This is a genomic window from Streptomyces sp. NPDC101160, from assembly GCF_044768205.1.
In the GTDB taxonomy this organism is placed as follows: domain Bacteria; phylum Actinomycetota; class Actinomycetes; order Streptomycetales; family Streptomycetaceae; genus Streptomyces.
On the sequence record NZ_JBIWPJ010000007.1, the window covers coordinates 282,698 to 305,178 of the forward strand.

Genomic DNA, 22,481 nt, shown 5'->3' on the forward strand with positions numbered 1-22,481 from the left:
GAGCCGCGAACGGCACGTGACGGACTGGCTGAAACTCGCCCCCGGTCACAGTGTTGTTCCTTAACCAGCCCCGAGGTTCCGCGCACTGCCCTTTCCTCCGTACCCTTGCTTCCGAAGCAAACAGGCGGGGGCACGTGGAACAGTCTGAGAGCACCGGAACCGGACTTCTGCTGGCCGGGCGTTACCGGTTGGGCGAGTCCATCGGGCGCGGCGGCATGGGCAAGGTCTGGCGCGCGCACGACGAGGTGCTGCACCGTGTGGTGGCCGTCAAGGAGTTGACGGCGGGCCGGTTCGTGGCCGAGGCCGACCGGCTGGTCCTGCACGCCCGGACGCAGAAGGAGGCCCGGGCGGCGGCCCGGATCACCCACCCGGGTGTGGTCACCGTGCACGACGTCCTCGAGCACGACGACCGTCCGTGGATCGTGATGCAGTACGTGGACGGGCCCTCGCTCGCGGACGCCGCCAAGGAGGCCGGCCCGATCGAGCCGCGCGAGGCGGCCCGGATCGGCCTGCACGTCCTCGGCGCGCTGCGCGCCGCGCACGCGGCCGGCGTGCTGCACCGGGACGTGAAGCCCGGCAACGTGCTGCTCGCCCGCGACGGCCGGGTCCTCATCACCGACTTCGGCATCGCCGCGATCGAGGGCGACAGCTCCATCACGCGTACCGGCGAACTCGTCGGCTCCATCGACTATCTGGCGCCCGAGCGGGTGCGCGGCGGCGCCCCGGGCCCGGCCTCCGACCTCTGGTCGCTGGGCGCGACGCTCTACTCGGCGGTGGAGGGCACCTCGCCGTTCCGCCGCAGCTCGCCGATCAGCACCATGCAGGCGGTGGTGACCGAGGAGCCGCCGTATCCGGAGCAGGCCGGTCCGCTCGCCCCGGTCATCGTCGCGCTGCTGCGCAAGGACCCGGACCAGCGCCCGCGCGCGGACGAGGCCGAGCGGATGCTGCTCGAAGCCATGGAGGGGCGCGAGCCGCAGGCCGCGCAGGCGTACGTGCCGACGCGGCCGGTACCGGCGGAGGAGCTGGCCGCCGCCGCCCCGTCCGCGACGACTCCGCTGCCCGCCCCGCACGACGAGCCCCGTCCCGCCCCCGCGCCGGCCCCCGCACCGACGCCGACAGGAGCCACCGTCGCCTCCGCCGCCCCGCGCCGCGGCCGCTGGCGGGTCGCGCTGCTCGCCGCCGCGGTCGCGGGCCTGCTCGCCGGCGGCGCGGTCTTCGCCGCCATGACCCATCTGGGCGGTCTCGGCGGCGGCAAGGGCGGCGACCGGAACGGCAAGGCCACCGATCCCACCGCCGGCACGGCCTCCGGCGGGACCTCCGGCGCGGAGAAGAACAAGGGCGCCCTCCCGGTCGGCTGGCACCGCGTCGACGACCCGGAGGGCGTCAGCCTGCTCGTCCCCGACGGCTGGAAGCGCCAGAAGGACGGCGACTCGATCGACTACACGCCGGACAACGGCCGCCACCGGATCCGCATCAGCATCGACAAGTCCCCGGACTTCGAGAACCCGTACGTGCACATGCTCGACGTCGAGAAGGGCCTGCAGAAGCGGCTGCCCGCGTACCAGCGGGTGATGCTGGACCAGAACACCTTCCGCGACCAGGTCCAGTCCTGCGTGTGGGAGTTCACCTGGCACGAGCGGAAGACGTTCCCCGGACCGCGCCACGCGATCGACCAGGTGTACTACGAGGACGACGGCACGGAGTACGCCATCTACATGTCCTCGCCGGAGGAGGACTGGGCCCGCACGAGGGAACAGTTCGACATCGTGAAGAAGTACTGGCGGACTCCCGCAGACGCCGTGAGCCCTTGATAAGCCCCTGATCAGGGCTTATGTGCCAGCGATCGCTGGCGCGATGTGCGGGGCGGGTGAAAAGACGTTACCGCCGGGTACCCAAAGCCCGGAATGCGGCCTACCCTCACCCTCATGACGGACTCGCAGGCTCTCCCCGGCACGGACCGGCCCACCACGACGACGGCCGCGACCTCGATCGCCCCCGGCGGCACCAACCCCGTCGCGCCCGCGCCGGCCGGCGCCCGTACCGCCGCCGACGTGGTCACGCCCGAGCTGGTCGCCCGGCTCACCCGCGGGGTCGCGGGCTCCGGCCGTACCGCCAACCACACCCCCTTCACCGGGGAGAAGCTGGCGGACCTGCCCGAGTCCACGCCCGAGGACGTCGCCGACGCCTACGCGCGCGCCCGCGCCGCCCAGCGCGCCTGGGCCGCCACCCCCGTCCGGGCCCGCGCCGCCGTGCTGCTGCGCTTCCACGACCTGATCCTCCGGCGCCAGTCCGAGGTCCTCGACCTCATCCAGCTGGAGACCGGCAAGGCGCGCCTGCACGCCCACGAGGAGATCCAGGCCGTCGCCGTCGCCGCCCGCCACTACGGCCGCAAGGCCCCCGCGTATCTGCGTCCCAAGCACCACACCGGTGTCGTGCCGACCCTCACCAAGGTCACCGAGCTGCGCCAGCCGCGCGGGGTCGTCGGCCAGATCGCGCCCTGGAACTACCCCCTGGAGCTGTCGGTCGGCGACGCCCTGCCCGCCTTCGTCGCCGGCAACGCCGTCGTCATGAAGCCGGACACCGAGACCGCGCTGACCGCCCTGTGGGCCCGCGACCTGCTCATCGAGGCCGGGCTGCCCGCCGAGGTCTTCCAGGTCGTCCTCGGCGAGGGCCCGGTCGTCGGCCCCGAGGTCGTCCGGCACGCCGACTACGTCTCCTTCACCGGCTCCACCCGCACCGGCCGCGAGGTCGCCCAGGGCGCCGCCGCCCGGCTCGTCGGCGTCAGCCTCGAACTCGGCGGCAAGAACGCGATGATCGTCCTCAAGGACGCCGACGTCGAGAAGGCCGCCGCCGGCGCCGTCCGCGCCTGCTTCTCCTCCGCCGGCCAGCTGTGCATCTCCATCGAGCGGCTGTACGTGCACGAGTCCGTCGCCGACGACTTCGTGGCCCGCTTCGCCGCCCGCACGAAGGCCATGCGGCTCGGCAACTCCCTCGCGTACGGCGCCGACATGGGCTCCCTCGTCGGCGAGCGCCAGCTCACCACCGTCACCCGGCACGTCGAGGAGGCCGTCGCCAAGGGCGCCAGGCTGGTCGCGGGCGGCGTCGCCCGGCCCGACATCGGCCCGTACTTCTTCGAGCCGACCATCCTCGACGGCGTCGAGGCCCCGATGGCCGTCTGCGCCGAGGAGACCTTCGGCCCGGTCGTCTCCGTCTACCGCTTCACCGACGAGGACGAGGTCGTCGAACTGGCCAACGCCACCCCGTACGGCCTGAACTCCTCCGTCTGGACCACCGACTCGCGCCGCGGCCACGCCGTCGCCGCCCGGCTGCGCACCGGCACCGTCAACATCAACGAGGGGTACGCGCCCGCGTACGGCAGCGTCCAGTCCCCGATGGGCGGCATGAAGGACTCCGGCCTCGGCCGGCGCCACGGCTCCGAGGGCATCCTCAAGTACACCGAGGCGCAGACCGTCGCCCAGCAGCGGCTGCTCCCGCTCGCGCCCTCCTTCGGGATGGACGACGAGAAGTACGCGGCCTTCATGAGCACCTCCCTGAAGGTGATGAAGGCCCTGCGCCTGCGCTGACCGCCGTTGGCCGACCGCCGTTCGCCGACCCCCGTTCGCCGACCCCCGTTCCCGGACCCTGATCGCCCCTTTTCGCACGAGGAGAGCCATGACCGCGGTACCCCCTGCCCAGAATCAGGACGACTCCGAGGCGTACGACTACGACGTCATCGTCGTCGGCTCCGGCTTCGGCGGCTCGGTCACGGCCCTGCGGCTGACCGAGAAGGGCTACCGGGTCGGCGTCCTGGAGGCCGGCCGCCGTTTCGCGCGCGCCGAGCTGCCGAAGAACTCCTGGGACCTGAAGAACTTCCTGTGGGCCCCGGCGCTCGGCCTGTACGGCATCCAGCGCATCCATCTGCTCGGCAACGTCATGGTGCTCGCCGGCGCGGGCGTCGGCGGCGGCTCGCTCAACTACGCCAACACGCTGTACGAGCCGCTCGCGCCGTTCTTCGACGACCCGCAGTGGAAGGACATCACCGACTGGCGCTCCGAGCTCGCGCCGTACTACGACCAGGCCAAGCGGATGCTGGGCGTCCGGCTCAACCCGACGATGACCCCGTCGGACGTGCACCTGAAGGCGGCCGCCCAGAAGATGGGCATCGGCGACACCTTCCACATGGCGCCGGTCGGCGTCTTCTTCGGCGACGGCAAGGACGCCGTCGGCGAGGACGGGGTCGGCACGGGCAAGGTGAAGCCGGGCACCGAGGTGGCCGACCCGTTCTTCGGCGGCGCGGGCCCCTCGCGCAAGGCGTGCGTCGAGTGCGGCGAGTGCATGACCGGCTGCCGGCACGGCGCCAAGAACACCCTCAACGAGAACTACCTCTACCTCGCCGAGAAGGCGGGCGCGGTGGTCCACCCGATGACCTCGGTCGTCGCCGTCACCGAGGACTCCCGGGGCGGCTACGCGGTCCGGACCCTCCCGACCGACAACCGCAAGAAGGGCGCCGGCCACACCTTCACCGCCCCCAAGGTCGTGATCGCCGCCGGCACCTACGGCACCCAGACCCTGCTGCACCGGATGAAGGACACCGGCCTGCTGCCGCACATCTCCGGCCGCCTCGGCGAGCTGACCCGCACCAACTCCGAGGGCCTCGTCGGCGCCCAGACCACCGACCGCCGCTACCGCAAGCGGCACGGCAAGCCCAAGGCCGACTTCACCCGCGGCGTCGCCATCACCTCGTCCGTCCACCCGAACGAGAACACCCACATCGAGCCGGTCCGCTACGGCAAGGGCTCCAACTCGATGGGCAGCCTCACCGTCCTCCAGGTGCCCTACGGCGCCCACCGGGTCCGCAACTGGCTGCTCAACCTGGTCAGGCACCCGGTGCTCGCCGTCCGCTCGCTGTCCAACTGGCACTGGTCGGAGCGCACCATCATCGGCCTGGTCATGCAGTCCCTGGACAACTCGCTGACCACCTACCGCAAGCCCGACGGCCTCGGAAAGGGCCTGCTCACCGCCCGCCAGGGCCACGGCGCGCCCAACCCGACCCAGATCCGCGAGGCCACCCAGGCCGCCACGCTGCTCGCCGAGGAGATCAACGGCTTCGCCGGCTCCAACGTCGGCGAGCTCATGGGCACCCCGCTCACCGCGCACTTCCTGGGCGGCTGCCCGATCGGCGCGGACGCGGAGTCCGGCGTCATCGACCCGTACCACCGGCTCTACGGCCACCCGGGCATCTCCGTCGTCGACGGCGCGGCGGTCTCCGCCAACCTGGGCGTCAACCCGTCGCTGACGATCACGGCGCAGGCGGAGCGGGCCATGTCCTTCTGGCCCAACAAGGGCGAGGAGGACCAGCGGCCGCGTCAGGGCGAGGCGTACGTCCGGCTCGCCGCCGTCGAGCCCAAGTCGCCGGCCGTCCCGGCCGAGGCCTTCGGCGCGCTGCGGCTGCCGTTCCTGGGCATCCCGACGGTCCCGCCGAAGAAGGCGTGAGCCACCCACGGCAGAGACCCGGGAATCCCCTCCGGTAGGGATTCCGGAAAACAGAAGAGGCGCTGCACCCCCCTCCGAGTGCAGCGCCTCTCCAGTTTCTGGGTGGTGCTGCATAGGAGACCCGTGACCTGGGGGATTGGTTGTAGCCCTCTCACGGAATCTTTATGTGACGCGCGTCACGTCATGGGGGGCACGGTGCCCGGACGCATCGCAAGGGCCCCGCGGCGCGATTCCGGTCGCGGCGCGGGGCCCTGCTGCGGGCGCCGGGGGAGGCGGGCGCCACGCGGGGTGGGGAGGAGGGATCAGGGTGTGGGGGAGCGGGGACGCGGGGATGTTCGGATCGTTCGGCCGGTTGCGGTCGGTCCCGGGCGTCCCCGGGACCGACCGCCCTTTCTGGGTGACCGGGCTGCTGTCCCCTGCCGTCCGGTCACGCGCGCTGGAGCGAGGTCCCACGACGTACCGAGGTACGCCACACGCCCCAGCGAAGCCACGCGTGGTCTTCATCGGGCCCGCCCCTGGCTGGCACGGACACCACGACCAACGAACCGGCGCCGGGCCCGGTCACGCGCCGTACGGGTGAGACGGCGACCGAACTCGGGTGCGGGGACCAACCCCGTACGGGTCGCGGCCCGGCGGTTCCGGGGCCCGTACGGGGCAGGGGGCGGCGCCCTTACGGGTCAGACGCGGCCGCGGCACAGCTCCAGCATCGTCATCGCGAGCGCCGTGCCCGGCTTGCCGAGGGCGTCCCGGTAGTGGCCGAGGACCTCCATCTCGCGGGCCAGGTTCACCCGGCGGCCGCCGGAGGAGATCCGCGCCTCCTGGATGACGGCCGAGACGGCCATCCGTTCCTGGATCAGTCCGATGATCCGGTCGTCGAGCGCGTCGATCCGCTCGCGGGCGTCGCCGATCAGGGCCGCGGCCTCGTCGGTGCGGGCGCCGGTCTGCTCGGCGACGGTCTTGCCGGCGGTCTTCGTGGCGGTGCTGGTGCTCATGGGTGGGGCTCCTCGTGGTTCTCGGGGATGCCCCGGAGCGACACGGTCCGGGAAACGACAGGCGCCCCGGGCCTTGTCGGCCCGGGACGCCTGGGAAGTCGCTTGTCAGTTGCTCAAGCAGCACGACCATGGCATCCGGACCGGCCGGTGCCATAGGTAAAGAGGAAGGTCGTGAGCTCGCGCATGGGGCACAGTATGGACCCCGCCCGGCGCCCGGGAGCAACCCGGGCCCGGATCGTGAGACGAAGGCCACCCCGGTTCGGATGGTGAGACGAAGTGCAAGCGCGCCGCGCCGGTAGAATCGACAAATAGCCCCCCTCTCGGGGGAACCCCTCCTACCGCCGGAAGGCCGCCGTAGTGTCATCAGCGACTCCCGCTGCCGCGCCCGACGTCACCAACCCGGACGTAGTCCTCGTTGTCGACTTCGGCGCCCAGTACGCCCAGCTCATCGCCCGTCGCGTCCGTGAGGCGCGGGTCTACAGCGAGATCGTCCCGTCCACCATGCCGGTGGCCGAGATGCTGGCCAAGAAGCCGAGGGCGATCATCCTCTCCGGCGGCCCGTCGTCCGTGTACGCCGAGGGCGCCCCGCGCCTGGACCGCGAGCTCTTCGAGGCCGGCGTCCCCGTCTTCGGCATGTGCTACGGCTTCCAGCTGATGGCGACCACCCTCGGTGGCACCGTCGACAACACGGGCGCCCGTGAGTACGGCCGTACGCCGCTGCACGTCTCCAAGGCCGGCTCCACCCTCTTCGAGGGCACCCCGGTCGAGCAGTCCGTGTGGATGTCGCACGGCGACGCCTGCTCCGCCGCCCCCGAGGGCTTCACCGTCACCGCGTCCACCGACGTCGTGCCGGTCGCCGCCTTCGAGAACGACGAGAAGAGGCTGTACGGCGTCCAGTACCACCCCGAGGTGCTGCACTCCACGCACGGCCAGCAGATCCTTGAGCACTTCCTCTACCGCGGCGCCGGCATCGAGCCCTCCTGGACGACCGGCAACGTCATCGAGGAGCAGGTCGCGGCCATCCGCGCCCAGGTCGGCACCAAGCGCGCCATCTGCGGTCTGTCCGGCGGCGTCGACTCCGCCGTGGCCGCCGCGCTCGTGCAGAAGGCCATCGGCTCGCAGCTCACCTGCGTCTACGTCGACCACGGCCTGATGCGCAAGGGCGAGACCGAGCAGGTCGAGAAGGACTTCGTGGCCGCCACCGGCGTCCAGCTGAAGGTCGTCGACGCGCAGGAGCGCTTCCTCACCGCCCTCGCCGGCGTCTCCGACCCGGAGACCAAGCGCAAGATCATCGGCCGTGAGTTCATCCGCGTCTTCGAGCAGGCGCAGCTGGAGATCCTCCAGGAGGAGGGCCCCGAGGTCGCCTTCCTGGTCCAGGGCACCCTGTACCCGGACATCGTCGAGTCCGGCGGTGGCACCGGCACGGCCAACATCAAGTCCCACCACAACGTGGGCGGCCTCCCCGACGACATCGAGTTCGAGCTCGTCGAGCCGCTGCGCCAGCTGTTCAAGGACGAGGTCCGCATGGTCGGCCAGGAGCTCGGCCTGCCCGAGGAGATCGTCCAGCGCCAGCCGTTCCCCGGCCCCGGCCTCGGCATCCGCATCGTCGGCGAGGTCACCAAGGACCGTCTGGACCTGCTGCGCGAGGCCGACGCCATCGCCCGCGAGGAGCTGACGGCCGCCGGTCTCGACCGCGAGATCTGGCAGTGCCCGGTCGTGCTGCTCGCCGACGTGCGCTCCGTCGGCGTCCAGGGCGACGGCCGCACCTACGGCCACCCGATCGTGCTCCGTCCGGTCTCCTCCGAGGACGCCATGACGGCCGACTGGTCGCGGCTGCCGTACGAGGTGCTCGCCCGCATCTCGACCCGCATCACCAACGAGGTGCGCGACGTCAACCGCGTCGTCCTCGACGTGACCAGCAAGCCGCCGGGCACCATCGAGTGGGAGTAGTCACTCCCGCTGACCGGTGGAGCCGCCGCCCCCGATTCGCACCGGGGGCGGCGGCTTCGCCGTTCCCGGTGCGGTCCGCCGGGCGGTCCGCGCGACCCGGGTCCGTCCGGACTCTGGAGAGTTGACCGGCCGGGCGTTACCTTCCGGCCCATGACCTCGACTCCGGCGCCCGTCCCCGTCGACCAGCTCCACTTCGCGATGCCGCCCGTCCACGCGACGAGCGCCGAGGAGCGCACCCACCGCAAGCAGCGACTCGCCGCCGCGCTCCGGGTCTTCGGACGGCTCGGCTACGAGGAGGGCGTCTCCGGGCACATCACCGCGCGCGACCCGGACCACCCCGACTGCTACTGGGTGAACCCCTTCGGCGCGCCCTTCGCCGAGCTCACCGCGAGCGATCTGATCCTGGTCAACGGCGACGGCCAGGTCGTGTACGGCGCCCACCACGTCAACCAGGCCGCCTTCACCGTGCACGCCCAGGTCCACCGGGCCCGGCCCGACGTGGTCGCCGTCGCGCACACCCACTCCACGCACGGCCGGGCCCTCGCCGCGCTCGGCGAGCTGCTCGACCCGATCACCCAGGAGGCGTGCGCCTTCTACCAGGACCACGCCCTCTACGACGCCTACACCGGCGTCACCGTCGACCCGGAGGAGGGCCGGCGGATCGCGGTCGCCCTCGGCGGGCTCAAGGCGCTCGTGCTGCGCAACCACGGCCTGCTCACGGTCGGCTCCTCCGTCGACGCGGCCGCCTGGTGGTTCATCGCGATGGAGCGCTGCGCCGAGGTGCAGCTCGCCGCGCGGGCCGCGGGCAAGCCGGTGCTGATCGACCACCGTGACGCCGTCGCCACCCGCGAACAGCTCGGCAGCGACCTGGTGGCCTGGATCAACTACCAGCCGATGTGGCGGCGGATCAGCCGCACGGAGCCCGAACTGCTGTCGTAACGGTCGTGACGGACGTCGCGGAACACGCCTTTCCGTCAATGTGATGACTCTCCAATCACTCGTGTGACAGGGGTGGAACGCCCTGTGCACGGGCAGTCGATGCGACACAATTCCCGGGAATCGACAGCCAGTTGACGCGCAGTGGCAACGGGTGACGGACGGATCGGGAAGTGGGCGGCGCCGTGGCGGTGCAAGAGGCGAGACAGTACGGGGCGGACGCGGGCCACGCGCCGGACGGCGGCTGCCCGCACTGCGAACGCTCCGGCCACCGGCGGGCCGTCGCCGCCTTCCTCGCCCGGCGCGACGAGCTCGCCGCCGGCCACGGGGTGCCCGCCGCCCTCGCCCACTCGCCGGTCGCCTCCCGCCAGTGGGTCTCCGACGAACTCGCCCAGTCGGCCCGCACCGTCACGGCACGTGGCCGCGAGGCCGGTGTCGCCCGCCGCGGCCGGGTCGAGCGGACCACCCTCGCCACCGTCTGGGGCGCCGTCCTCGCCCTGCTCCTCGGACAGGCCCTCACCGCCCTCGGCGCAGGCTGGACCGGCACCCGCACCGCCGCCCTCGGCACCGCCCTGCTCCTCGCCGCCGCCCTGACCACGGCGGCCAGGCTGCACCGCGACCGGGGCGGCGTCCTCGCCCCGCTGCTCGGCGAGGACAACCGGCTCTCCACCTCCCGAACCGTCGCCGCCGGCTGGCTCCTCCTCTCCGGCTACACCGTCCTGCTCCTCTCCCTGCGCCTGGCCACCGGCGCGCCCCACGTCGACCTGGGCCTGCGGCGCGGCGCCGGACTGCTCACCGTCCTCGTCCTGGTCGGCTGGACCACCGTCACCGCCCGGCTGATCGTCTCCCTGCGGGTCGCCGCCCGGCGCCTGCAGAAGGTCCGCGCCGAACGGCCCCGCCCCGCCGACCTGCTCTGCGACGACGACGGCCGCGCCTCCCTCACCGACGTCCAGTACGTCCTCGTCTCCACCGCCGTCCTCGCCTTCGCCGCCGTCCGCCTCGGCCGCGTCCCCGACCGGCTGCCCGAACTGCCCTGGGCGCTCGTGCTGCTCGTCGCCGTCTCCGTGACCGGCTATCTCTTCGGCAAGTGCGCCGAGGGCGGCCGGCCCAAGATCTTCTCGGTGGTCCGGGCCCGCGAGGCCGGCGACCTCGACGCCCCGATCCGCACCGGCGACGACATCGAGATCCGCGGCATCGGCTTCGTCCCGCCGGGCGCGGCCGCCCCGGAGCCGCTGACCCGGCTCGTCGTCCGCATCGGCCCGGTCCACGCCCACGTCCCCCTCGTCCCGGTCCCCGGCGGCTTCGCCAACCCGACCGACACCGCCCTCACCGTCCCGCTCCCCGCCGACGTGGAACCGGGCCGGGTGGAGGTCTCGGTCGTCACCGCCGCCGGAGTCGAGACCAACCGGGTCACGATCGACGTCGTCGACTGACCTCCCCTACCTCCGCACAGGAACTCCGGAGACAATCTGTCTTCGGACGGACTTCGGACAGCGGTGCGAGGTCGATCGGAGAGGCGGCCGCAGATGACGGAACGGACGGACGGAACGAAGGACCGGGGCACCGACGGCGCGACGGCGCCCGGCCGGCCGGCCGGGGCGGCCGTGCCGGTGGGGGGTGCCGCGGTGGCCGGTTCCGGCGGCGCCGGCGGCCTGCGGGCCCTCGCTTCCCGTTACGCCCTGGTCCCGCTGCGGATCTTCCTCGGCATCACCTTCCTCTACGCCGGGCTCGACAAGCTCACCGACCCCGCCTTCCTCTCCGCCACCGGCTCCCAGTCGATCGGCGAGATGATGCGGGGCGTCCGCCCCTCCTCGGCCCTGCCCGCCCTCGTCGACCTGGCCCTGCACAGCCCGGTCGGCTTCGGCTACGCCCTCGCCCTCGGCGAGCTCGCCGTCGGCATCGGCGCCCTCCTCGGGCTCCTCACCCGGTTCGCCGCAGTCGGCGGGGCACTGATCTCGCTGAGCCTGTGGCTGACCGTCAGCTGGCAGGCGAGCCCCTACTACCTGGGCAACGACCTGCCCTATCTCGTGGCCTGGCTGCCGCTGCTGCTGGCCGGCGCCCCGGTGTTCTCCCTGGACGCCCTCCTCGCCGAGCGCCGGCGTATCAGGTAGGCCGTCCAGGAGGCGACCGCCGCGAGCCCGAGGCCCCCGCACAGCACCGGTATCACCACGTACCAGGCGACGGACCAGGCACCGGCCGCGTCCCCGGCGAACAGCGCCGCGAGGGCCAGGGCGGCCGCGCCCAGGATCAGCCGGCCGGGGCGGAACTCATGAAGCAGCACGGGTGACCTCCACCTGTCCGAGCGCGACCTCCAGGGAGAGGTCGAGCGTGCCGCCCGGGGTGACCCCGGGCGGCGGGGGGAGCGTCCGGGACTCGTCGAGGCCCGGCGCGATGTCGATGTCCCCGTCAGGGGACGTGTACGAGGGCGGGGCGGCCGGCGACGGCGCGGTGGGCGCAGTCGGTGCGGCGGGCGCGGTCGGGGCCCCGGACTGCGCCGGGGCGGACGGGGTCACCGGCAGCGCCGGCACCGCCGCCACGTGCTGCGGCGGCAGCCGCAGATCGCCCAGGCCCGCCTGGGCCCGCAGCTTCACCGTGGCGTTGCGCGGCACGATCACCTTCAGCTGGCCCGCGCCGACCTCCACCCGCGTGGTCACGGTCGTCCCGGCCGGGACGGACAGGTGCGACAGGTCGAGCGTGCCGATCCCGGTCCCCAGCTCGTACCGCGGCTGCACGGCCGCGACCGTCGCCGGGCGCCAGGTCTCCCGCGCCCAGACCGTCGAGATCTCCTTCGGCAGCACCGACGCCACCGCCAGCAGACCCGTGGTCAGCACCATCAGACACAGCGTGCCGAACCCGGTGCGGCCCAGGAAACTGCTGACGGCCAGGCCCACGCCGATCACCGCGAGCGCGGCGGCCAGACCGATCTGCAGGCTGGTGCCCAGCGGGTGGCCGTGCCACGACAGTCCCGTGCCCAGACCGCCCGCGACAAGGGCGAGCAGGAACACCAGACCGCCGATGGACACCTGACTGGTGTCCGCCCTGCGGGCCGGTGCCGCCGGCCGGCCCGGCGCCACCGGCGGACCCCACTGCTGACCGGGCTTCGGCACCTCGCCGTCGATCAGACCGTCCTTGTCGACGAACCCGTGCGGGCCCCAGAGATAGCCGATGGCCACCTTCCCGGTCGACCCGTCCTTGACGATCGGGTCCCGCCACCAGGACGGCCACTCCACCAGCGGCGGCGCCTTCGTCTCCGGCGGCGCCTCGGCGACCGCGAGGGCGGCGGCCGGGTCTATCCGGCCGCCCTCCTCGGCGGTCGCCGCAACCGCCCGCCGCCGCTGCGACCACACCGCCGCGCCGCTCACCGCGAGCGACAGGATCAGCGTGAACGCCAGCAGACCCCCGTTGTGCAGCGTCGTCAGGAAGATCCCGCAGCCCACCAGCGCCATCAGCACCGCGGACAGCGAGGAGCCCGAGACCCGGCCGGTGAGCAGCCTGCGCCCCTCGCTCTCCTCCTCGCCCGCGAGCGGGACCAGCAGCCACGCGAAGCCGTAGAAGATCAGTCCCACGCCGCCGGTCACCGCGAGCACGCCCAGCGCGATCCGGAAGATCACCGGGTCCACGTCGAAGTGCCGGCCGAGACCGCCGCACACGCCGGCCACGACCTTCTGCCCGCGCGACCGCCGGAGCGGCGGGGCGGGCGGGGCGTCCGCCGGCGGCGGGGCCTCGTGCTGCGAAGGCATCGAACTCGTCATGCGTCCATGGTGACCGCCCGTGACCCCGGAACGGCACCGGGACCGACCCTGGCCCTACCCTGATCTTCCGCGCGCCCCCCACCCTGAGACGGTTCCAGGGTCGATATCCGGGCCGACCCTGATGTCCGAGCGCCGCCGGACGTGTGACGATCAATGCATGTCCGCATCCGCTCGCGTCGCCGACCTCGACGAACCGCCCGTCCGCAAGCTCTACCGGAGCGCCGACGGGCGGTGGCTCGGCGGTGTCGCGCGCGGCCTCGCCGGACACCTCGGCCTGCCCGTCGTCTGGGTCCGCGCGTTCTTCGTGGCGCTCGGCTTCACCCACGGCCTCGGCGCGCTGCTGTACGCGGTGTTCTGGATCGTCGTCCCGCTCGGCGTCGGCGGCCGCGCCGCGCCCCGCCCCATGTTCGAGACCACGCCCGAGGGCCGCAGACGCCTGCGCAAGCCCGACAAGGGCCAGGTGCTCGCGCTCATCGTGCTCGGGCTCGGCATCTCCGCCCTCTTCGGCACCGTCAAGATCGACCAGGAGGCCGGCCGCTACATCTGGCCGACCCTGCTCATCGGCGTCGGTGTCGTCCTCGTCTGGCGGCAGGCCGACAACGCCCGCCGGGCCAGCTGGACCGACCCCGACCGGCGGCGGCGCGCCTTCCAGCTCGCCCGCGGCCTCGTCGGCGTCGCCCTCGTCGGCACCGGCCTCGCCGTCTTCCTCGTCCTGCGCGGCTCCGTCACCGAGCTCGGCACGGCGCTCACCGCCGCGGTCGCCGTGCTCACCGGCATAGCCCTGCTCGCCGGACCCTGGCTGGTGCGCATGTCGCAGGACCTCAGCGAGGAGCGCACGCTGCGCATCCGCGCCCAGGAGCGCGCCGAGGTCGCGGCCCACGTCCACGACTCGGTCCTGCACACCCTGACCCTGATCCAGCGCAATGCCGACGACGCCGGCGAGGTCCGCCGGCTCGCCCGCGCCCAGGAGCGGGAGCTGCGGAACTGGCTGTACAAGCCGGAGGGCACGGGCAAGGAGGAGGAGCCGGCCACGCTCGCCGAGGCGGTCAAGCGGGCCGCGGCCGAGGTCGAGGACAAGCACGGAGTCCCGCTGGAGGTCGTGGTCGTCGGCGACTGCCCGCTCGACGAGAAACTCACCGCGCAGATGCAGGCCGCGCGCGAGGCGATGGTCAACGCCGCCAAGTACGGTGGCGAGGGCGGGCCGGTGCAGGTCTACGCGGAGGTGGAGGGCCGGACGGTCTTCGTCTCCGTGCGGGACCGCGGGCCGGGTTTCGACCTGGACGCGGTGCCGGGCGACCGGATGGGCGTACGAGAATCGATCGTCGGCCGGATGCAGCGCAACGGCGGATCGGCGCGGCTGAGATCCGCGCCGGGCGGGGGCACCGAAGTGGAGCTGGAGATGGAGAGGGCGGACGGATGAGCGACGAGAACGGGAACGGCACCGAGACGGCGGGGCGGGACGCGGAGCGCCGGGTGCGGGTCGTGCTCGTCGACGACCACCGCATGTTCCGCACGGGCGTGCAGGCCGAGATCGGCCGGACCGACGTGACGGGCGTCGAGGTGGTCGGCGAGGCCGCGGACGTGGACCAGGCGGTGACGGTCATCACCGCCACCCGCCCCGAGGTCGTCCTCCTCGACGTGCACCTGCCGGGCGGCGGCGGGGTCGAGGTGCTGCGCCGCTGCGCGAGCCTGATGGCGGCGGTGGAGAACCCGGTCCGCTTCCTCGCCCTGTCGGTCTCCGACGCCGCCGAGGACGTCATCGGGGTCATCCGGGGCGGCGCCCGCGGCTATGTCACCAAGACGATCACCGGCACCGACCTGGTCGACTCCGTCTTCCGGGTCCAGGAGGGCGACGCCGTCTTCTCCCCGCGCCTGGCCGGCTTCGTCCTCGACGCCTTCGCCTCGACGGACGCGCCGCCGGCGGACGAGGACCTGGACCGGCTCACCCAGCGGGAGCGCGAGGTGCTCCGGCTGATCGCTCGCGGCTATGCGTACAAGGAGATCGCCAAGCAGCTCTTCATCTCGGTGAAGACGGTCGAGTCCCATGTCTCGGCGGTGCTGCGCAAGCTCCAGCTCTCCAACCGGCACGAGCTGACCCGCTGGGCGACCGCCCGCCGCCTGGTCTGACTCCTGGCCGCCTGGCTGACCCCTGCCCGCCTGCCGCGTGCCCGCGTGCCCGGGTCAGCCGACCCGGGTGGCGCCCGCGAACGGCATCTCGTCGATCGGGGCGATCCGGACCGGGGCGCCCGGCCGGGGGGCGTGGATCATCCGGCCGCCGCCGATGTAGAGGCCGACGTGGCTGATGCCGGAGTAGAAGAACACCAGGTCGCCCGGGGCCAGTTCGGAGCGCGAGACCCGGCGGCCGGCGTTGATCTGGGTGTAGGTGGTGCGCGGCAGCGACACCCCGGCCGCCCGCCAGGCCGCCTGGGTGAGCCCCGAGCAGTCGTAGGCGGAGGGGCCGGTCGCCCCCCACACGTACGGCTTGCCGAGCTGGGCCTCGGCGAAGGCGATGGCGGCGGCGGCCCGGCCGGTCGGCGCCGTGAGCGGGCCGCGGTCGGCCGAGGCCCGGTCGGCCCGGTCCGCCGCCGCGCCGCTCGCCGGGCCCGGGCTCGCCGCGTCATGACGCCCGGCGGTCACGGCGGCCTCGTACCGGGCCCGTTCCTCGGCGGTGAGCCGGGCGAGCAGGGCGCGGGCGGCGTCCAGCTTGGTCCGCACGGCCGCCTTCTGCTTCCGCAGCTCCGCCTCGTGCGCCTTCAGCTCGCGCAGCCGGTCCGCCGAGCGGGCGCGCAGCTGGCGTACGGCGGCGAGCTCACGCCGTACGGAGGCGATGGCCGCGGCCTGCCGGTCGCCGGCCTTCTCGGCGAGGGCGGCCCGCTCCAGGTACTGGTCCGGGTCGGAGGTGAGGACGAGCTGGACCGCCGGGTCGAGGCCACCGGAGCGGTACTGGGCGGCGGCGACGGCGCCGAGGGCGTCGCGGGAGCGGTTGAGCCGCTCGGTGCGCCGGGCGGCCTCGTCGCGCAGCCGGTCGAAGGCGGCCCGCGCCTGGCCGGCCTGCTCCTTCGCGCCGTTGTACTTCTCGGTGGCGACCTCGGCCTCCTCGTACAGCCGGTCGACGTCGGCCTTGACCTGCGCGGGGGTGGGGCGGGGAGCGGCGTGGCCCGAGCCCTCGAAGACGGTCGCGGTGGCCGCGGAGGCGAGGGCCAGCGTCGCGGCGGTGCGGACGGCCGGGCCGCCGAGCGGGGAGTGCCTGGGCTTTCGGTGCGCTGCCACGAGGGCGGTCACATCCTCTCCCTGTGGGGGACGCTGCCCGCCGGGGCCGGCGGCGGCCCGCACAGGGGAGACGGGCCGCCGCCGGTTTTCTCGGCGGGGGTGGCCGACGACCGCCGGGCTGCGACGGAGGTGGGGAGTCGGCCACCTGGGTGAGGACGCTAAACCTGGCTGACGACGGCAAGCGGGAGTTGACCGCTATTGGCGCCAGATGTCGTTCCGGGACCGATCTCGCCCGGCCGGCGTGAGGTCACGCGTGCTTCCGGCAGCCGTCTGACCGAAGCCCTGGACAAGCTGGACCCGCCCGGAAGGCGGTGCTACGGCCCCGGTTAGGCTCCGCCCCATGGACGTACTCATTCATGTCTTCGTCGCCCTGCACATCATCGGAATCGGCGCGTTGCTCGGCGGATTCCTCACCCAGATGAAGGCGATGGGGGCCGGTACGGCCCGCTTCACCCCGGCGATGCTGCACGGCGCCCTGACCATGCTGGTCACCGGCGCCGTCCTGGTCGGCATCCACCAGGCCGAGGGCCACACCCTGAACAACATCAAGATCGGCATAAAGATGGCGTTCCTGGTCGTCATCCTCGGCCTGGTCTACGTCAAGCGCGACGAGGAGCAGGTCGACAAGGCCCTCTTCGGCGCCGTGGGCGGCCTGACCGTGGCGAACATCCTCATCGCCACCCTCTGGGTCTGAGCGGGCCCGGGCCCGGGCCCGGACCCAGGAGCCCGGTGCGCCATATGTCCGGCACGGTCTCGTGACCTCAAGCGGGCCGTCGCCCTCCGTGAGCCGGCGGTCACTTCCGGGGACTTCCGGGGACGGGGACCGACTGTCAGTCCGGCGCCCTAGACTCGATAGGCGATGAGCAACAGCCTCTTTGACGACAACTTCCTGGCGAGCCTCCAGCCCCACGCGGAGGAGCCGCCGCCCCTCCCCGAGGACGACCTGCACGGCGCGTACGACGACGAGCACGGCGCCCCGGCCGCGGAGGAGGTCCCGCACGACCTCTTCGGGGACCACTTCGACGCGCCTCCGGGCGGCCGGGACGCCTACTACCGCGACGGCGCCCACCGCCCCGTCGTGGACCCCGCCGCGCTCCTCGACGGGCTGAACGAGCAGCAGCGCGCCGCCGTCGTCCACACCGGCTCACCCCTGCTCATCGTGGCCGGCGCGGGCTCCGGCAAGACCCGGGTGCTCACCCACCGCATCGCCCACCTCCTGGCCACCCGGCACGTCCACCCGGGCCAGATACTGGCGATCACCTTCACCAACAAGGCCGCCGGCGAGATGAAGGAGCGCGTCGAGCAGCTCGTCGGCCCGCGCGCCAACGCCATGTGGGTGTCCACCTTCCACAGCGCGTGCGTCCGCATCCTGCGCCGCGAGTCGAAGAAGCTCGGCTTCACGTCCTCGTTCTCGATCTACGACGCCGCCGACTCCAAGCGCCTCATGGCGCTGGTCTGCCGCGACCTGGACCTCGACCCGAAGCGCTTCCCGCCGAAGTCCTTCAGCGCCAAGATCTCCAACCTGAAGAACGAGCTGATCGACGAGGAGACCTTCGCCGACCAGGCCGCCGACGGCTTCGAGAAGACCCTCGCCCAGGCCTACCGGATGTACCAGTCGCGACTGCGCGAGGCCAACGCGCTGGACTTCGACGACATCATCATGACGACGGTCCATCTGCTCCAGGCCTTCCCGGACGTCGCCGAGCACTACCGCCGCCGCTTCCGGCACGTCCTCGTCGACGAGTACCAGGACACCAACCACGCCCAGTACACGCTCGTCCGCGAGCTGGTCGGCGAGGGGTACGAGGACCTCGGCGCGGCCGAGCTGTGCGTCGTCGGCGACGCCGACCAGTCGATCTACGCCTTCCGCGGCGCGACCATCCGCAACATCCTCCAGTTCGAGGAGGACTACCCGGACGCGACCACGATCCTCCTGGAGCAGAACTACCGCTCCACGCAGACGATCCTCTCCGCCGCCAACGCCGTCATCGAGCGCAACGAGTCCCGCCGCCCCAAGAACCTGTGGACCAACGCGGGCGCCGGCGCGCAGATCACCGGCTACGTCGCCGACACCGAGCACGACGAGGCCCAGTTCGTCGCCGACGAGATCGACCGGCTCACCGACGCCGGCGACGCCAAGGCCGGCGACGTCGCCGTCTTCTACCGCACCAACGCCCAGTCCCGCGTCTTCGAAGAGATCTTCATCCGCGTCGGCCTGCCCTACAAGGTCGTCGGCGGCGTGCGCTTCTACGAGCGCAAGGAGGTCCGGGACGTCCTCGCCTATCTGCGTGTCCTCGCCAACCCCGAGGACACCGTGCCGCTGCGCCGCATCCTCAACGTGCCCAAGCGCGGCATCGGCGAGCGCGCCGAGGCGATGATCGACGCCCTCTCCCTGCGCGAGAAGATCACCTTCCCGCAGGCGCTCAAGCGCGTCGACGAGGCGTACGGCATGGCGGCCCGCTCCGCCAACGCCGTCAAGCGCTTCAACACGCTCATGGAAGAGCTGCGCACCATCGTCGACTCGGGCGCCGGACCCGCCGTGGTCCTGGAGGCCGTGCTCGAACGGACCGGTTACCTGGCCGAGCTGCAGGCGTCCACCGACCCGCAGGACGAGACCCGGATCGAGAACCTCCAGGAACTCGCCGCCGTGGCCCTGGAGTTCGAGCAGGAGCGCGGCGAAGAGGGCGGCTCGCTCTCGGAGTTCCTGGAGCAGGTCGCGCTCGTCGCCGACTCCGACCAGATCCCCGACGAGGACGAGGAGGGCGCGGGCGTCATCACCCTGATGACCCTGCACACCGCCAAGGGCCTTGAGTTCCCGGTGGTCTTCCTCACCGGCATGGAGGACGGCGTCTTCCCGCACATGCGCGCCCTCGGCCAGACCAAGGAGCTGGAGGAGGAGCGTCGCCTGGCGTACGTGGGCATCACCCGCGCCCGCGAGCGGCTCTACCTGACCCGCTCGGCGATGCGCAGCGCCTGGGGCCAGCCCTCGTACAACCCGGCCTCGCGGTTCCTGGAGGAGATCCCGGCCGCGTATCTGGAGTGGAAGCGGACCGGCCCGATGGCCAAGCCCGCCGGGCCGACCTCGGGGATCACCTCCTCGCTGTCCTCCTCGCGTTCGCGCTCCGGCCCCTCGGGCTTCGCCACCCGCCGCACCAGCGACAAGCCGGTGATCTCGCTGCAGGTCGGCGACCGGGTCACCCACGACCAGTTCGGCCTGGGCACGGTCATGGCGGTGCAGGGCGCCGGCGCGGACGCGCAGGCCACGATCGACTTCGGCGACGAGAAGCCGAAGCGGCTGCTGCTGCGGTACGCGCCGGTCGAGAAGCTGTAGGGCCTGACCGGCAGGCAAACGACAGAGGGCCCCGGCCGCTTCGGCGGTCGGGGCCCTCTCCCGTATCGCGTACGGGTTCAGCTCAGCGGGTCGAGGCCGTGGCTGCGCAGCCAGGGCAGCGGGTCGATCGCCGCGCCGCCGTTCGGCCGGACCTCGAAGTGCAGGTGCGGGCCGGTGGAGTTGCCGGAGTTGCCGGAGTACGCGATGACGTCGCCGGCCTTGACCTGCCCGGAGCGGATCTTGGTGCTGCTGAGGTGGCAGTACCAGGTCTCGGTGCCGTCCGGCGCGGTCACGATCGCCATGTTGCCGTAGGCGCTGTTCCACTGGGTGCGGACGGTGCCGTCGGTCGCGGACATCACGGGCGTGCCGTACTGCACGGGGAAGTCGATGCCGGTGTGCAGCGACATCCAGTTGACGCCGGCCTGCCCGAACCGTGCGCTGAGCTGGTGCAGCGTCACCGGCAGCAGGTACTTGGGCCGCAGCGCCTCCTTGCGGGCCGCCTCCTCCTCGCGCTTCTTCCGCTCCGCGTCCTGGCGCAGCTTCAGGTCGATGCGCTCCTGGGTGCGGCTCGCGCGGTCGCCGAAGTCGCGGGCGTCGGCGCTGAGCGCGGCGAGCTGGGTGTCCAGCTTGCTGTTGGCGGCGACCTGCTTCACGGAGGCCGGGTCGGCGGCGGCCATGGACGTCGTGTCGTCCTTGGTGTCGCCGCCGTCGGTGAGGCCGCTGACCGAGGCGGCCGCGATGCCGGCCACGCCCATCACACAGGCGGAGGGGACGGCGACCGTCAGGAGCGCGGAGCGCTTGGCGGGGGTACGGCGCCGGCCGCGGCTGCCACCACCGGAGCGGCGCACGGGGCGGGCCTGGAGTCCGGCGTCCGCGGCGGGAGCGGGCGTGGCGGCGACGAGGTCGGAGTCGCCGTCGCCGTCGTGGTCGTGGTCGGCGTCGCCGTACTGCGCGTCGTACGCGGCAGCGAGGAGGTCCTGGTCGAGCTCCAGGGCCATCATGGTCTCGGCGTCGTGGAAGGCGTCGTGTCCGGGCTCCGGCTCGGCCTCCATGGCCTGCGGCTGCTGCTCGTACGGCTGCTGGTGCCGCTCCTGGTACTGCTGGCCCTGGTACTGCTGGTCCTCGTACGGGGCCTGGTACTGCTCCTGGTGCTGCTCCCCGTACGCCGCCGGGTCGTAGGAGTACCCGCCGGTGGACTCGGGGCTGTACTGCTGCGGGACGACCGGCTCGGCCGCGACCTGGTTCCAGGCGGTGGCGTCGTACGCCCCGGTGTCGTAGCCCGGCTGCGTCCACTGCGCGGTGGTGTCGTACGACGCGAAGGCGGCGGCCTCGTACTGGCCGGTCTGCTGGGCCTCGTTCCAGGCGGTGGCGTCCCACTGCGCGGTGGCGGTGTACGAGCCGTAGGAGCTCGTGTCCCACTGGCCGGTGGCGTGGCCCTGGTCGTACTGCGCGTACGAGGTGTACTGCGTGTGACCGCTCTGACCTGCGTCGTAACCGGTTTCGGCGTAGGCGCCGAAGAGGGGGTCGGCGGCGTAGCTGCCCGTGGTCTGGGTGGCGTCCGTGCCGTACCCGGCGTGGGGGTGCTGGTCGTTCACCAACTTCTCTCTCGCCTCGACAGCAGGGGGTGGAGCTGGGTGGAGCGGGGGGGTCAAGCAGTGGCGTGACTGTACCCGGCGGTACACGGGGCGGACAATCTTCGGAGGGTTTCGAGCCGCCGGGAAACGGGCAATCGGCCGCGTTTCGGGGGGTAGCGGAGAGAGCTTTGGCTCTGTGTTCGAAGAACGTTCGAAGAACGTTGGGCGGAACGGCAACCGGAACGGGATGTTCTGGTGGCCCGTCAGGCCACGGAGGCGGCTTCGGGCGGCCCGGCGTGCGGGTCCTCCTCGCGCCCGTCCGGCGCGCCGGAGGCCGGGCCGCCGTCGGCGAGCGCCCGCAGGATGCCGGCCGAGACGGCCGGATGGACGGGCAGCGCGAGGTGCCCCACGCCGCTGACCCGCACGTTCTCCACGACGAGGTCCGGGTGGTCGAGGCGGGCCGTCCGGACCGGCACCATCACCTCGTCCACGTCGCTCCAGAAACTCACGAACCGCGTACGGCAGCCCGGCGCCGGACCCGCCAGCTCGCGCAGCACCTCCGAGCCGGGCCGCATCTGGCGCACCACGGGGTGCGCGTCGGCCAGCGGCACGAAGGTGGTGCCGGAGTGCGGGGTGCCGAGCATGACGAGGGTGCGCACCCGGGCGTCACCGCCCAGGCGCTGTACGTAATAACGGGCGATCAGGCCGCCCAGGCTGTGGCCCACCAGATCGGCCTCGGTGTGGCCGGTGCGGGCGAGCAGCTCCTCCACCCGGCGGGCCAGCAGTTCGGCGGCGCTGCGCAGGTCGCCGGTGAGCGGGGAGTAGTTGATCGACTCGACCCGGTCACGGCCCCGGCCGTCGCGGGCGAGTGTGCGGCGCAGCAGGACGAAGACGGAACGGTTGTCGACGAAGCCGTGCAGCAGGATCACCGGGCGCGGGCCGCTCGCGACGGGCGTCGTGTCGGTAGCGGGGCGGTGGCGTTCGGTGATCAGGCCGGAAGGGTAGAGGACCAGATGGCCGGCGAGGACCGCGAGCTCCAGGGCGGCGGCCTTCATCCGGTCGGCGAGCGCACCGGACTGCGGGTCCACCGACTGCGGGCCCACGGACCGCGTGTCCCCGGACTGTGGGCCCACGGACTGCGGATCCACCGGCCGTGCGTCGGCGGACCGTGTGTCGGTGGGCT

Annotated in this window: 16 protein-coding genes; 11 read left to right on the top strand and 5 right to left on the bottom strand. The window is 72.8% G+C overall.

The genetic code is table 11. From position 1 onward, the window contains the following. Positions 1-134: 134 nt before the first annotated feature. The 3 genes from ACIRSU_RS24020 (at position 135) to ACIRSU_RS24030 (ending at position 5,493) form a co-directional block, all read left to right on the top strand. Entirely contained in the window at positions 135-1,811 is a 1,677-nt protein-coding gene (locus ACIRSU_RS24020) for a serine/threonine-protein kinase (protein WP_403795603.1), read from the top strand. Positions 1,812-1,925: 114 nt separating this feature from the next. Further along, positions 1,926-3,584, top strand: a complete 1,659-nt coding sequence (locus tag ACIRSU_RS24025) for a succinic semialdehyde dehydrogenase (protein ID WP_403795606.1) — start codon at positions 1,926-1,928, stop codon at positions 3,582-3,584. An 88-nt stretch (positions 3,585-3,672) separates the two neighbouring features. After that, complete coding sequence (locus ACIRSU_RS24030) at positions 3,673-5,493, top strand: GMC oxidoreductase (protein ID WP_403795609.1); 1,821 nt, start codon at positions 3,673-3,675, stop codon at positions 5,491-5,493. Positions 5,494-6,170: 677 nt separating this feature from the next. Here the strand turns inward: ACIRSU_RS24030 and ACIRSU_RS24035 are convergent. Further along, positions 6,171-6,485, bottom strand: coding sequence for a chorismate mutase (locus tag ACIRSU_RS24035; protein WP_403795611.1), 315 nt, complete (start codon positions 6,483-6,485; stop codon positions 6,171-6,173). Between the two features lie 357 nt (positions 6,486-6,842). Between ACIRSU_RS24035 and guaA the strand changes: the two genes are divergently transcribed. From guaA to ACIRSU_RS24055, 4 genes are all read left to right on the top strand, one after another. Then, on the top strand, positions 6,843-8,435 hold the full coding sequence (gene guaA / locus ACIRSU_RS24040) for a glutamine-hydrolyzing GMP synthase (RefSeq protein WP_403795614.1): 1,593 nt from the start codon (positions 6,843-6,845) through the stop codon (positions 8,433-8,435). Positions 8,436-8,585: 150 nt separating this feature from the next. Further along, the gene (locus tag ACIRSU_RS24045) at positions 8,586-9,374 is read left to right on the top strand and encodes a class II aldolase/adducin family protein (protein ID WP_403795617.1); all 789 of its coding nucleotides are present in this window, start codon (positions 8,586-8,588) and stop codon (positions 9,372-9,374) included. A 182-nt stretch (positions 9,375-9,556) separates the two neighbouring features. Then, on the top strand, positions 9,557-10,804 hold the full coding sequence (locus ACIRSU_RS24050) for a hypothetical protein (protein ID WP_403795618.1): 1,248 nt from the start codon (positions 9,557-9,559) through the stop codon (positions 10,802-10,804). A 93-nt stretch (positions 10,805-10,897) separates the two neighbouring features. Further along, positions 10,898-11,482: a DoxX family protein gene (locus ACIRSU_RS24055; RefSeq protein ID WP_403795620.1), complete on the top strand. Its 585-nt coding sequence runs from the start codon at positions 10,898-10,900 to the stop codon at positions 11,480-11,482. A gap of 156 nt (positions 11,483-11,638) precedes the next feature. Here ACIRSU_RS24055 and ACIRSU_RS24060 read toward each other — a convergent pair whose 3' ends face one another. Then, positions 11,639-13,123 (bottom strand): PspC domain-containing protein, encoded by a 1,485-nt coding sequence (locus tag ACIRSU_RS24060; RefSeq protein ID WP_403795623.1) that lies wholly within the window; start codon positions 13,121-13,123, stop codon positions 11,639-11,641. Positions 13,124-13,280: 157 nt separating this feature from the next. Here ACIRSU_RS24060 and ACIRSU_RS24065 point away from each other — a divergent pair, with 157 nt between their 5' ends. Both ACIRSU_RS24065 and ACIRSU_RS24070 read left to right on the top strand, forming a co-directional pair. Beyond that, positions 13,281-14,543, top strand: coding sequence for a PspC domain-containing protein (locus ACIRSU_RS24065; RefSeq protein WP_403795625.1), 1,263 nt, complete (start codon positions 13,281-13,283; stop codon positions 14,541-14,543). Beyond that, a complete protein-coding gene (locus tag ACIRSU_RS24070; RefSeq protein ID WP_403795628.1) occupies positions 14,540-15,250 on the top strand; it encodes a LuxR C-terminal-related transcriptional regulator in 711 nt (236 codons plus the stop codon). The genes ACIRSU_RS24065 and ACIRSU_RS24070 overlap by 4 nt, the downstream gene beginning before the upstream one ends. Before the next feature lie 54 nt (positions 15,251-15,304). On the opposite strand, the gene ACIRSU_RS24075 is transcribed toward ACIRSU_RS24070, so the two are convergent. Then, positions 15,305-16,393 carry an NlpC/P60 family protein gene (locus ACIRSU_RS24075; protein ID WP_403795630.1) on the bottom strand — a complete coding sequence of 363 codons (1,089 nt, stop codon included), beginning with the start codon at positions 16,391-16,393 and terminating at the stop codon, positions 15,305-15,307. A 340-nt stretch (positions 16,394-16,733) separates the two neighbouring features. Here ACIRSU_RS24075 and ACIRSU_RS24080 point away from each other — a divergent pair, with 340 nt between their 5' ends. Then, complete coding sequence (locus tag ACIRSU_RS24080; RefSeq protein WP_403795632.1) at positions 16,734-17,087, top strand: hypothetical protein; 354 nt, start codon at positions 16,734-16,736, stop codon at positions 17,085-17,087. Positions 17,088-17,252: 165 nt separating this feature from the next. Beyond that, positions 17,253-19,724 carry a DNA helicase PcrA gene (gene pcrA, locus ACIRSU_RS24085; RefSeq protein WP_403795634.1) on the top strand — a complete coding sequence of 824 codons (2,472 nt, stop codon included), beginning with the start codon at positions 17,253-17,255 and terminating at the stop codon, positions 19,722-19,724. A gap of 77 nt (positions 19,725-19,801) precedes the next feature. On the opposite strand, the gene ACIRSU_RS24090 is transcribed toward pcrA, so the two are convergent. Together ACIRSU_RS24090 and ACIRSU_RS24095 are read right to left on the bottom strand one after the other, a co-directional pair. Further along, positions 19,802-21,319, bottom strand: a complete 1,518-nt coding sequence (locus tag ACIRSU_RS24090) for a M23 family metallopeptidase (protein WP_403795637.1) — start codon at positions 21,317-21,319, stop codon at positions 19,802-19,804. A 242-nt stretch (positions 21,320-21,561) separates the two neighbouring features. Then, positions 21,562-22,353, bottom strand: a complete 792-nt coding sequence (locus tag ACIRSU_RS24095; RefSeq protein WP_403796453.1) for an esterase/lipase family protein — start codon at positions 22,351-22,353, stop codon at positions 21,562-21,564. Positions 22,354-22,481: the final 128 nt, after the last annotated feature.